Annotated in this window: 13 protein-coding genes and 1 riboswitch; of the genes, 3 read left to right on the top strand and 10 right to left on the bottom strand. The window is 36.8% G+C overall.

The window, feature by feature from the left end; all coding sequences use genetic code 11:
• The first annotated feature begins 20 nt into the window (after positions 1-20).
• Both MHI57_RS17285 and MHI57_RS17280 read left to right on the top strand, forming a co-directional pair.
• The gene (locus MHI57_RS17285; RefSeq protein WP_095370900.1) at positions 21-869 is read left to right on the top strand and encodes an ABC transporter ATP-binding protein; all 849 of its coding nucleotides are present in this window, start codon (positions 21-23) and stop codon (positions 867-869) included.
• Positions 866-1,573 carry an ABC transporter permease gene (locus MHI57_RS17280; RefSeq protein ID WP_307315563.1) on the top strand — a complete coding sequence of 236 codons (708 nt, stop codon included), beginning with the start codon at positions 866-868 and terminating at the stop codon, positions 1,571-1,573. Before MHI57_RS17285 ends, MHI57_RS17280 begins: the two co-directional genes overlap by 4 nt.
• A 35-nt stretch (positions 1,574-1,608) precedes the next feature.
• Here the strand turns inward: MHI57_RS17280 and MHI57_RS17275 are convergent, their stop codons facing one another.
• Positions 1,609-2,178, bottom strand: coding sequence for a nucleotidyltransferase family protein (locus MHI57_RS17275; RefSeq protein WP_340977467.1), 570 nt, complete (start codon positions 2,176-2,178; stop codon positions 1,609-1,611).
• A 258-nt stretch (positions 2,179-2,436) separates the two neighbouring features.
• Between MHI57_RS17275 and ade the strand changes: the two genes are divergently transcribed.
• Positions 2,437-4,206 carry an adenine deaminase gene (ade, locus tag MHI57_RS17270; protein WP_340978644.1) on the top strand — a complete coding sequence of 590 codons (1,770 nt, stop codon included), beginning with the start codon at positions 2,437-2,439 and terminating at the stop codon, positions 4,204-4,206.
• A 266-nt stretch (positions 4,207-4,472) separates the two neighbouring features.
• Here the strand turns inward: ade and MHI57_RS17265 are convergent, their stop codons facing one another.
• The 9 genes from MHI57_RS17265 to MHI57_RS17225 form a co-directional block, all read right to left on the bottom strand.
• Positions 4,473-5,033 carry a GNAT family N-acetyltransferase gene (locus MHI57_RS17265; RefSeq protein ID WP_411675011.1) on the bottom strand — a complete coding sequence of 187 codons (561 nt, stop codon included), beginning with the start codon at positions 5,031-5,033 and terminating at the stop codon, positions 4,473-4,475.
• A gap of 152 nt (positions 5,034-5,185) precedes the next feature.
• Positions 5,186-5,869 carry an HAD family hydrolase gene (locus MHI57_RS17260; RefSeq protein ID WP_340977464.1) on the bottom strand — a complete coding sequence of 228 codons (684 nt, stop codon included), beginning with the start codon at positions 5,867-5,869 and terminating at the stop codon, positions 5,186-5,188.
• A gap of 19 nt (positions 5,870-5,888) precedes the next feature.
• A complete protein-coding gene (locus MHI57_RS17255; RefSeq protein WP_340977461.1) occupies positions 5,889-6,827 on the bottom strand; it encodes a glucosaminidase domain-containing protein in 939 nt (312 codons plus the stop codon).
• Between the two features lie 29 nt (positions 6,828-6,856).
• A complete protein-coding gene (locus MHI57_RS17250; protein WP_328198944.1) occupies positions 6,857-8,086 on the bottom strand; it encodes an MFS transporter in 1,230 nt (409 codons plus the stop codon).
• 130 nt (positions 8,087-8,216) lie between these two features.
• Positions 8,217-9,215: a DUF3231 family protein gene (locus MHI57_RS17245; RefSeq protein ID WP_095370908.1), complete on the bottom strand. Its 999-nt coding sequence runs from the start codon at positions 9,213-9,215 to the stop codon at positions 8,217-8,219.
• A gap of 129 nt (positions 9,216-9,344) precedes the next feature.
• Positions 9,345-9,611, bottom strand: coding sequence for a Parvovirus coat protein VP1-like protein (locus tag MHI57_RS17240; RefSeq protein WP_095370909.1), 267 nt, complete (start codon positions 9,609-9,611; stop codon positions 9,345-9,347).
• Positions 9,612-9,769: 158 nt separating this feature from the next.
• Positions 9,770-10,264: a DUF1648 domain-containing protein gene (locus MHI57_RS17235; RefSeq protein ID WP_322910299.1), complete on the bottom strand. Its 495-nt coding sequence runs from the start codon at positions 10,262-10,264 to the stop codon at positions 9,770-9,772.
• 334 nt (positions 10,265-10,598) lie between these two features.
• Positions 10,599-11,876, bottom strand: a complete 1,278-nt coding sequence (locus MHI57_RS17230; RefSeq protein WP_095370911.1) for an O-acetylhomoserine aminocarboxypropyltransferase/cysteine synthase family protein — start codon at positions 11,874-11,876, stop codon at positions 10,599-10,601.
• A gap of 287 nt (positions 11,877-12,163) precedes the next feature.
• A riboswitch (SAM riboswitch) is annotated at positions 12,164-12,255 on the bottom strand.
• A gap of 87 nt (positions 12,256-12,342) precedes the next feature.
• Positions 12,343-12,741: a hypothetical protein gene (locus MHI57_RS17225; RefSeq protein WP_095370913.1), complete on the bottom strand. Its 399-nt coding sequence runs from the start codon at positions 12,739-12,741 to the stop codon at positions 12,343-12,345.
• Positions 12,742-12,767: the final 26 nt, after the last annotated feature.

Genomic DNA, 12,767 nt, shown 5'->3' with positions numbered 1-12,767 from the left:
CGTGAAAAGGGGCCAATTAAATGGAAAATGTCATTGAAGTAAGAGACCTTGAAAAGTCTTTTCAAAACCAACTAGCTTTAAAGAAAGTAAGTTTTCAAGTAAGAAAAGGGGAAACAATTGGTTTCTTAGGACCGAGTGGTTCAGGTAAAACAACAACAATCAAAATCCTAACCGCTCAACTTCATGCAACTGCCGGAGAAGTGAAAGTGTTTGGTGAACCAATTGCGAAACTAAAAGATCCCATTTATATGAAGAGAATTGGTATATTAACTGATAATAGTGGCTTATACGAAAGGCTTAGTATATACGATAATCTCGCATTATATTGTGATTTATATGAAGTAGATAAAAAAAGAATCAATGAAGTGCTCACAACGGTAAATTTAATAGAAGAAAGTAAGAAAATCGTGCAAAAACTGTCCAAAGGAATGAAGCAACGAGTGACATTAGCTAGAGCCATGCTTCATAAACCGGATTTACTCTTTTTAGATGAGCCGACTTCCGCCTTGGATCCTGTAAACACGATGCATATCCACCAAGGACTTAAAAAGCTAAACGAAGAAGGAACAACAATATTTTTAACTACTCATGATATGCAAGAAGCTGAGACAATTTGTGATCGAGTGGCATTCTTACATAATGGTGAAATCAGCTTAATTGATACACCAGAGAATATTAAAACACAACAAAGTTCTTCATCCATCTCCCTATTATTGCGAAACAATCGTAAAGTGGTTGTGCAAAAAGACGAAGCAGGTGCAAAAGAAATATATAACTATATAAAAGACGGAGAAATCGTAACCATTCATTCAGATGAGCCGACACTTGGAGATGTATTTGTAAAATTAACGGGGAGGAAATTATCATGATCTTTTCATTAAAACGTGTCAACGCTATATTTATTAAAGATTGGAAAGATTTGCAGAGAAATTCATATATTCTTTTTACTTTAGCCATCCCATTAGTTTTTGCAGCGATGTTAGGTCGCATGAATGCAGCAACAGACGTCCTTTCTACTTATCCAATTAATCTCGCACTAATTATTGCGGGTGCTTTTATCCAAGCTGCGATGGTTGCAGAAGAAAAAGAGAAAAATACTTTGAGGGGCTTGTTATTATCACCTGCCAGTACACTAGAAATATTGATTGGAAAAAGCGCATTGTCTGGACTGATGACCATCCTTGTTATTATCGGATCAATTATTTTCTCAGGATACACAGTCCCATCCCTTCCACTATTTTCTCTTAGCACTTTACTAGGCTTAGTCTTTTACCTTGCAACAGGAACGATTCTTGGACTGCTTTCACGGACAGTAATGGAGACAAGTATTATCGGTATGCCTGTATTAATTATATTCGGCATGAGCTCCATGTTTAAACCAATGGTTGAAAATGCAACCTTGATCAATATAATTGAGTTGTTGCCTAATGAACAATTAAATCAGATTTGGTTTGGTTTAAGTGACGGTAAGGGGGCAGCTGAAATCCTCATGAATTTGTTCATTTTATTCTTGTGGGTAGCCGTTTCATTCATACTCACCATCGTAATATATAAGAAACGTAGATTTGATTAAGGTATCGAGGTCGGATAGGTTCCCTCTCTCCGACCTCACCAATCATATACAACAAGATTGGGCCATTTCGCTTTCCATTTCCTTGCCTTATACTCATATATCTCCTTCGTGACGATTACTTTATTCGGTACTATCCTCATGTTAAACAGATCATCTAAATGATAAGGCGCATACATAGTCATCTTGTCATTTTTCTCCATTTTCACCCCTACCGCAGTAGCTGTTGTTGGCCAGCTCGCGATTGCCTCATTGATGCTTGTATAAGCAGGAATCGCAAAACCAAATTTTTCTTCATACCAGAAATGGACATTCGCTTGATTCTTTATATCTAATTGATATGGAAACGACTTGAGCATACTACTTAATATTTGCTGAAACTCCCTTTCGCTCAATCGGTTTCCCTTGTCATAGTAGACAAGGTCAATATCTGATATACCATAGTCGATTGCGTTGCCAGATAATTGATTCCACACGGTATTTGCCACACATCCCGCAGCTACATAATAATCAAAGGGTAAGTCCAAATCCGATAAACAACTTAATAAATGAATGATTTCCTCATTTTGTTCTAACATTTCCTTTAACTGTTTTTCATAATTAATCATCGTAGTATCTACCACCTTTATTGATTAAAAAGCAACTAACATCATATCTTATATAAGAGTACATTTACATTATTTGGTTTCACACTTGATTATAATTTTTAGGGAGAAGTCAAAATTCTCTTTTATTTTCCTTAGTTTAAGAACACTAGTATAATGACCTAAACAGTTTAAGCCTTCTTACTTATGATTGGAAGAAACAATAACAATGTCATAAATGAACCAACTACTTAATGGTACAATAAAGTTCAAAAAATCGAAATTGACGGAACCACTTTTGGAGGAGGACCTTTAATGGAAAAGATGAAGAAACGAATTGAAGTAGCTTCAGGTAAATCACCTGCAGACCTTGTCATCAAAAATGCGCAAATTGTTGATGTGTTTTCAAGTGAAATTATTTCTGGAGACGTAGCCATCACAGATGGATATATTGTTGGAATTGGTGACTATAAAGGAATAGAAACAGTTGACGCTCATAACCGTTTTTTAGCTCCTTCTTTTATTGATGGACATGTACATATTGAATCCTCCATGGTAACCCCTGTCGAGTTTTCAAAAATCCTCCTGCAGCATGGGATAACTGCTGTCATTTGTGATCCTCATGAGATTGCTAATGTCGTTGGTGAAAGAGGTATTGAGTTTATGCTTCACGCATCTGATGATATTCCATTTGATGCTTATTTCATGCTACCATCTTGTGTGCCAGCCACACCTTTTGAAAATGCCGGTGCTACATTAACAGCAAACGACTTATCTCCTTTTTATGAATATGAGAGGGTGATTGGTTTAGCCGAAGTCATGAATTATCCCGGTGTGATGAAAGGCGATCACGACTTATTGAGTAAAATTCACGAAGCGCATAAAAGAGGAAAAAAAGTGGATGGCCATGCGGCGGGGCTAAAAGGAAAACAACTAGATGTGTATATGACAGCTGGTATCCGAACTGATCATGAAGCAACTACTGCAAAAGAAGCAAAAGAACGATTGCAAAAAGGGATGTACGTCATGATTCGCGAAGGTACAGCAGCAAAAGAATTATGTCGAATCCTACCAATTGTTAATGAGAAAAATGCACGTAGATTTCTATTTGTTACAGATGACCGCCATCTTGATGATATTATTAGCGAAGGTAGTATCGACTATATGATTCGGAAAGCGATTAAGAAGGGGATTGATCCGATTACAGCGATTCAAATGGGGTCTCTCAATACAGCTGAGTGCTTCGGGCTTAAGGAACAAGGTGCCATCGCTCCAGGATATAAAGCTGATTTCGTTTTATTAGACGATCTTGAGCAAATTGAGATTCAATCTGTTTATAAAAATGGACAATGTGTTTTTAGTGAAGGAGAATTAACTGATTTCCCTAAAGAATTAGAGCAAAAGGAATTTTCCCATCTCACTAATACCGTCCATCTTCCTGTCATTAATGAACAATCGTTTCACTTAGACATCGTCGGAGAAAAAGCCCATATTATTGAAGTGATACCGAACAGCATAGTAACCGACCATGTTATTGAAACCGTTCAGAAAGACGAACGCGATCGTTTCATCGCTTCTATCGAGAAAGATCATTTGAAAATTGCTGTCATGGAGCGTCATCATCATACTGGCAACATTGGACTCGGTGTCTTAAAAGGGCTCGGACTACAATCTGGCGCCATCGCAACAACGGTAGCCCATGATTCTCATAATTTAATTCTTGCGGGTACAACTGATAAAGATATGGCTGTCGCTGCCAATGCAATCCGCGACATGCAAGGTGGACTTGTAGTTGTCGATAAAGGAAAGGTGCTTGCTCAATTAAACTTGCCAATCGCGGGTCTCATGTCACATGAACCATATGAGAAAGTGAATAAGAGGCTAGTGGAAATCAATCAGGCATTGGATAAAATCGGAGCTAACCATACATTTAATCCATTCTTAACATTAAGCTTCCTTGCGCTACCTGTTATTCCATCACTAAAACTAACAGACCTTGGGCTCTTTGATGTCAATACCTTTAACCATATCTCTGTATCTGTAGAGAAATAACCTAATAAATGAGAATGACCCGAACTCGTTTCGGGTTACTTTTTATATTATGTTTCTCTCTTGAGAACTCCTTCTTGTGTTTTATCCAATTTTTCTATCTATGCCAAACTGACAATTTTTTTGTATATTACAGTAAACAGCTTACCCTCTCTTAGAGAGTCCTCCATTAGTTTTAAATAAAGCAACAGCAAGGTACTTCCCCACCTATGTCCCTAGCTGTTTCAACTTCACTCTCATATGAACTCGTAACTAATACATGTCCCTATTTAACCCAAAACATCAGCTTCTGGTTTAAGAATGCCATAACATACGAGGTCTATATATTTTCCATCTTTTCTTACATGTTTTTTCAACAGGCCTTCTTTCTTCATACCGGTCTTTTCAATTACCCTCATTGAAGCTGGGTTCGAGTCGAATGAACGTGCAAACACTTTATTGTAATTTTTTGCGCTAAAGGCAAATTCAATTAACGCTTTAGCAGCCTCTGTAGCATAGCCATTCCCCCAATATTCCTCACCAATCCAATAAGCAAGCTCTCCATGATTGAACGTTTGATGATGCGAGAGCGCAATTGCACCGTATAACTTGCCAGTGATTTTATCAGTTATTGCCAACTCAAACCGCTTATTATGATTGAAATCACTAAGATGATTTTCCATCCAAATAAGAGCATGTTCAGTTAAATAAGGATAGGGAAGATTTAAAGTACTTTTATAAAGATTATAATTGTTACATAGTTTAACAACTTCTGGTACATCGGCCTCATTAAACAAGCGAAGCATTAATTGGTTCGTTTCGATTTTATTTTCGTTATGATGATATATCACTAGGTACCCCTCTTTTAAAATAAATTTTGATACTACTCTCATTCAATTTTTTTCGCTATTCTCCTTCTCTTCACAAGAAAAACGCATGTAAGGATCTCTAAATGTAAGTTATTCGATACCAATATGAATAAAATAAAAAGACCTCATCCATCCTACAAGATTTGGTCCTTACAAAATTCAGTATTTACTTTTTTCATAATAGCTGCAAATACTTCCGATAAATCAGAAACATGCTCATCCCCTTTTGTTGTAAATGCAGGGCGAGGCTGTTTCCATATTGTATATATCCCCACTCCACCCGCACCGACTATATCATTTTTGAGATGGTCACCTACATATACTGTCTCATCTGGAGATACGCCAAGTCTTGAAAGAGTATGTTCAAAGATATAAGGATGGGGTTTCTTTACACCAACCTCTTCTGAAATAACAATTTCATCAAACAATGCTTCTATCTGCAATGACTTAATTACTTCTCGCTGAAATTTACTGTACCCGTTCGAGATGATCGCCGTCCTTAAGCCCTTCTTTTTCAACCTTTTAAGCAATGTAATTGCCTGAGGATACAGTTCGGCATGTAAAGGAAAATGAGATAAATAACCCTGCAGTAATTCTTGCCAAGAAAAGTTTATTAAAGAAAACTCTCCTACCATCTGTTGATACACTTTATCTTTCCAAACATAGCCGCCTTGATCTAAATTAATGAACCTTTCTGCATATATTTTCTTATCTAAATGTGGAAAGAGTCTCTCTTGCTGATTCTCAATAAACGACAAAATAGCTGCCTTTCGATTATGAAGGGTTCCGTCTAAATCAAACATCACTGCTCTTACCATTACTTGATTACACCTCCAATTATTTCACTCGTAACTTTTGCCCAACTGTAATCACATTGATATCTTTCAAATGGTTCCATTCTTGTAACTTTTGCGCCGTTAGTTTAAATCTCTTTATGATAGTTGTGACTGTATCACCTTGGTGAACGGTGTAATAGTAGTGTTTTTCCCCTGTCTTGATTATTTGTCCGACAGTAATCAAGTGAGGATTATGAATATGATTGATTTTTTGCAAGCTACTGACACTTGTATCGTGCACAGCTGCTATTAGTGAAAGCGTATCGCCAGATTTGACTGTATAGCTAAACTCTACCTCCTCTAATTGATTTAGGTTCACCCAAGATCCTGGCATACCTTCCACTTTTGATAGATTAAATATTTCTCCTACCTTTTTAAAAATATAATAACTCCCTGCCTTGTACAGGGACTTTTCTCGTATCTCTTTCTTTGCATCTTCAACCGTTACATAACCTTTTTTGTCTGTTGATAAATGATATTTAGGATTAGTATCATATTGTAGTAATTGATAAGTCTCAATGATACGAATGATTTTTTTGCTATAATCAGGATCTGTCGCATAACCTGATAACTGCACCTGCTCAGCAGCTTTTTTGTAATCTTTTTCTTCTAAAATAGCAAGGTATTTGTTTCGATCCCAAGATACACCATTCTTATAAAGCTTTGCTAAGTCCTCAATTGACTCCTCCCATGAAGGGTACTTTCTAAATGCCGCTGCCGTTGTAACCATTTGCCCATCTATAAATTCTTTCGTCAACATCTTTACCGACTGTCCGTTATACTCACCCTTTATACCGAACAAATTATTACCTTCTATTGCCAATTTACTCTTCCCATGATTAGATTCATGCATAGCTTGTGCAATCACTAGTGAAGGCAGTATGTGATATTGTTTAGCTATTTTCTTTGCTAACGGAACGATTGCTTCAATAAAGTTCAAAATAAACACCTCTTTTTCACACTCTATTCCTAACAAGATGCTTTGCTAGGGCTTTTTTTCTGTTTCTTGTATTTTAAAAAATAATACAAAGAAAATAAGAAAATACTAGAAATAACAAACCCAGTCCCACCTAATAATCCAAGCAAGCGATTAGGCATCCATACAGTGGCAAGCCCAGCTAAAAACATAGAGATACCTATCATTGTATTAGAAATCGTTGTAAATAGACCAAATATAAGTCCACTCTTATCTTTAGGTGTCTCTCTCATTAGCATCGTATCAAAGCAGGTGTTACATAATCCAGAGAAAAACGCGGCCGTTATTAAAAAAACAATGGCCATCCAAACTTGTTGTGACTGGCTTAATAAGATAATACAAAATCCTTCGAACATCAGTGCAATTAAGGCGATTCTCATTAGATGATTTTGCAATTTCTCTGCTACAGGAAAGCTTAGCATTAAACCAATTCCTAATGAACCATAGAATATGCCGACACCAACATCTCCTAAATGAAATTCTTGAACTGCATACACACTTAATAACACATTATCAATGCCATTAAATAGAGGAATTAACAGTTCTGATAGAAAAATGATTAATAATAAACTCGAATGAAAAATAACATCTTTAACGATGAAGAATGAACCTTTCTTCTTATTTTTGGACATTGATTCCTCAGTTCTTTCTCTATCAAGAACGCGCAATTTAGCTAACAAAACAGCAGCAATTAAAAAGGAAGCACCATTTACGAAAAAGGTAAAATTAGCACCGAATAAAGAAGTGACCACTCCACCTGAAAACGACCCTCCAATAAGAACAACTCCTACCATTACTTGTTCAAGGCTATTAACTTTTATCATATTTTTTTCCTTCACCATCAACGGAATGGCAGATTTTCTTGTTGGTGCATAAATGGCTTCACCTGCTGCTAAGAAAAAACTCGACAAATAAACGATCCAGACAGATGAAACATCATTTACAAACACAAACGACAAAGCAAACAGGATACGTCCTAAATCTGTGCAGACTAATATTTTCCTCCGTGAAAAACGGTCTGCCATCAATCCTCCTAGTGGGCCAAATAACAGAAACGGAATGACTCTTATCGCTAAAGCAAGACCAACAGCAAGGCCAGATCCTGTTACTTGCAATAACAGTGCTAACAACGCAACTTGACTAAATCGATCACCTATTCCATTGAGAACACCCGCAAAGAATAAGCGCGCATAGTCTTTCTCTTCTTTTAATATGGAGATCATTCTCGTCCCCTCCTCATATAATTAGATAATCATCTAATTTGATGTTAATCTAATATATGAATAATCGCAATCTTTATTTCAAAAAAAAAAGGAAAGTGCTTCATTACGAAACAAACTTTCCAATCAATTTTTATTCTCTCAAATTATTTACACTCATTCTTGGGGGCTCCTCTAACCATCCATTATCGATCATAATTCTTATATTTTCTCTAATAAACAACATGATATCTTTTACAAATAAACCTAATTTGATGTTGATGTCATCTCTTAAGCTAAAGCCTGCACCAAATCCTTGACTACCGAGACCGAAATTACTTAACAAAAAGGTTAGATACATCATTAATTTATCAGAAAATGGTGGAATGTTAGACTTAGTAAGCGATAACCCATGAATTGTCGGCACCCTAATATCATCCTTAATTAGGATGTCATATGTTCCCTCCAAAATATCCTTGCTGAGCTCTTTCCCTTTAATAAAATAGTCCTTCACTTCTGTATGAACTGCCGTTTGAGCAAATCCTGTCATAAGCATCATGCCAACTGTATTCGTTTGAATAGACTGGTTTAAATAACTAAACTCAATCGTATTAATATCTCTTTTGTCACCAAACAGGCGATAACCTTTTGTATAATTTATATCTGAGACGAAGTCGACCGTTGTAGGGACATTAATCAAATTAGGTAATGGGTAATACCCCTCGTCAACCGCATAATTTAAGAACTTTTGATAATATTTCTGCGTTACATTTGTCATCTCACGATATAAATCAATAATATCATTTCGGTAGGACGTTGCTATATGAAGGGTGTATAGTCCCATGCTAATTTCCTTTAACACCATACACAAAAGAATATCAAATCCCTCTCCAAAAATTTTAGGAGCTTTCAAGTTCACATCGGCATTAGTGAAGCCTTGAGGTATAACAGCACCCTCATCATTAAATATCTGTTCAATACGGTGGACATTTGGCTCTAACTCAGACCATAAACCTTGCATAAGCTTTTTCGCTTTTTTATCCTCGGACACTTCTATAAAATGTTCTAAAACCCTTAATATCATTGTTTTCTTCTGATAAGTAATCCACAGTGCACCAATTTCTGTAGATGTCATTTTACTTCGATTGACCATTCTGTCACCTACTTTTATAAAATAACCATTCTTGTGACTAAGTTTTGCTATTCTCCTACTAAATATTCCCTTTATATCAAAAAAGCTAGAGGACAGGGATAGTCGTTCCCTTACCTCCAGCTTTCTAAATTATCCCCAAAGCATACGAAAACGCATAGCTGCATCAATTACTCTAGCTGTCGCTCCTTCATGCCTGGATGCATACTTCTTTCGATTGACACAATCAATTAACATTTGATCACATTGATAACAATGGCCATATCGATCAATGCAGGCATCATGTTTCTGACAACAAGAATCCACATAATTGATGGGCTTGCCTGGACCGCTACAACCCGGGCCACAATACCGATAACCTCCAGGCAAACAAAAACCTTTTTTATTAAACCTGTTCACTATTTTCACCTTCTTATCCTTTTATATATATTACAAACAGTAAGTCCATTTCGCCTGTGACCTTACCTAATAGGGGAATATTTTTATCAATTTATTTCAGTGCTTATGGGTCAAATAACATAAAAAAGCCAACCTATCCAAAAAGGATAAGTTGGCAACTATTGAATTCGACTAAACTTAATCAAAGTAAATATAATTGGAACTATCGTGGCAAGTAAAAACACTGGCAGAAACCAAATGCTTAAAGAGTCCGCCCATCCTAATGCTACTCTAATGGATTGTATAAGTATAAAGCCGAATAATGCGAGGCAAATATTCTTTATGACATTTAGCATTTTTCTACTCGTTAAGTAAAATGCGGCTGCATTTGATTCATTGATGCGTGCAGGGTAATTATGAATATGAGGAAACCGTTCAAATATCCCCATCATGAACCATAGAAACACGCCGATAATTGGTAAGATAAATAATTCATATTTAGAACCCCACCGATCAACTTCCCCTGAAGCATTGTAATGACCCGGTACTTGTTCAGGTATAGCTGACCAAGAAACAACTAAGAATACAATCGACCCAATGAATACAATAAGACCAAGTATGTCGCATCCCCATTCCCATTTAGTACGAGGCAATTTAAGTACTGGTCTATCCATACCCCATTCCTCCTCTTTCCGTTCGTCTTTTTAATACATACGAAGGAAAGATAAAAAGGTTTCATCCATTAGATAATCAAAGGCAACTAGTTCATACAGGGAATTACGCGATGGCTCTATCCCCCTTTTCATGAAAGGAAACAGGCGCGTCGTAATGGTAAGATATCAGTGTTGATGGCTCTGTTTGAGAAAAATATTGTCATTCATACTGTATGAGGTGAATCGCCTGAGACATGCGATCAACAAAGTATATGGTAAAGGAATAAAGAATGGTTCTTTGATAAGCAGTTTAACTTCACACTTTTCACCCTTTATAATGCAAATCGTAATAAACCTACGTACATTGTTTTAACGCTTGCGTGATATCAGCCATCACATCTACAGGATCCTCTAAGCCAACAGAAAGGCGGATCATTTCGGGACTCACACCCGCCTCCGCTTGTTGTCCAGGTGAAAGACGAGCATGTGTTGTACTCGCTGGATGAATAATGAGCGTTTTCGCGTCACCAACATTTGCTAAATGTGATACCAGCTTTAGTGAGTTGATAAACCTTTTAGCTGTACTGATTCCCCCTTTGATGCCAAATGTAAAGATTGCACCTGCCCCACTCGGAAAATACTTTTTCCCGAGATGATATTGTGGATGGCTTTCTAACCCAGGGTAGTTCACCCAAGAAATATGAGGTAACTCTCCTAACCGTTTAGCCAAAACTTGTGCATTAGCGACTTGCTTTTCTACTCTGACACTTAATGACTCCAGACCTTGAATAAATAACCAGCTATTGAAGGCAGACAGCGTTGCCCCTAAGTCATGGCCAAGTTCAAATCTTGCTTTAAGAATAAAAGCTTTTTCCCTAGAAATTTCAACATAGCTGCGATTACCAATAGCAGGCTTTTTCTCATTAAAGGAAGGAAATCTTTCGTTACTCCATTCGAATCTTCCTCCATCTACAATCACCCCACCGATTGCCGTACCATGTCCACCAATAAATTTAGTTGCTGAATGAACGACTATATCCGCGCCAAATGCAAGTGGTTTTAGTAAAAATGGCGTAGTAAATGTATTATCTACTACTAATGGTAGGCCGTGACGTTTCGCTATCTCACTTAACTTTTCTAAATGTGCTACCTCCATATTCGGGTTGCCAATTGTCTCTGTGAAAATCGCCTTTGTCCTTTTATTAATTTTTCCTTCTAAAGATGTAAAGTCCGTCCCATCAACAAAATGAACATTGATACCGAATTTACTAAACGTTTCTGCAAATAAATGGTAGGTACCACCATAAAGAGCCTGTGTAGAAACTATCTCATCGCCTGCTCTTGCAAGTGTTAAAAGGGCAATGGAAATCGCTGCTTGCCCAGATGAAACAGCAAATGAGGCTACGCCACCTTCTAACTGTGCCATTCTCTCCTCAAACACTGCATTGGTTGGATTTGCATTCCTTGAATAAATAAAGCCAGGCTCTTGCATCTGAAATAAGCTTGCTGCATGATCGGTATCTTCAAACACATAGGATGAAGTCATGTATATTGGTACGGCTCTCGACTTTGTAACAGGATCTGGCACTTGCCCCCCATGAAGCGCTATTGTATCAAACTGGTGATGATTCATTTTTCATTCTCCTCTCACATTTCACTTATAATAAACAAACTCGACTCGGAACCATCTATCAGTGATGAGCTTTTGAATATGCCAGCACAATGGTTGTTTTTTCATAAATTGAATTTGAAACATCAATTTTTTATGTCCAACACCTTTTTTCAAGAGCAGAAAAAAGACCACTTTCAATAAAAAGAGATTGTACTCTTCCATCGAAAGCCGCCTTTAGTCGTCTAATCGGCATAGATAAAGCCCCTCTTGCTAAAGAAGAGGGGCTCACGATATATCGCCATATCCTCAACTTATCTATCTTGGAATTAGCACCGTTACCTAGTTTTGGTCGGTTGCTGAGGCTTCAAAGGGCCAGTCCCTCCACCTCTCTTGATAAATTGAATTTTTTAAATTTTAAGAGTCATTAATTATTAATCAGAATAACCTTATCATCCGGCGCTGTCAACAGCTTTTTATAATAAATCTTTTATGCAGCACAAAGTCTTTCTTTTGCCTTTATTACTGACACCCAATATTCAACTGGAGATACAAAGGATTGCAAATAATTCAGCTCTTTATTATACATAAGAGCCTCCACTAAAAGATAAACAGACGTATCATTTAAATCGTTAACAATCATATCAAGCAAAGTTGCTTTCATATTCATAATATCTTCATAATCATCGATGATAGCTAACTTATCATCTAAATATGAAAGAAAAGCTTGTAAATGAACAACCTCTTCTTGTAATTCCTTCCACCCTTTATCCTCAGCTAATACGTTTACATAATTAACAAATTGATTGTACTCTTCATGACTATCTCTTTTAATTTTCTCTGCTAATATATCAAAAAATACATGATTGGACATATCCTTGCTGTTCACTATTAGAGCACCACCTTTACTATTTA

The organism is Cytobacillus sp. FSL K6-0129 (genome assembly GCF_038007625.1).
Lineage (GTDB): Bacteria > Bacillota > Bacilli > Bacillales > Cytobacillaceae > Cytobacillus > Cytobacillus kochii.
The sequence above is the reverse complement of the archived record's forward strand: the minus strand, read 5'-3'. Positions and strand labels throughout refer to the sequence as shown.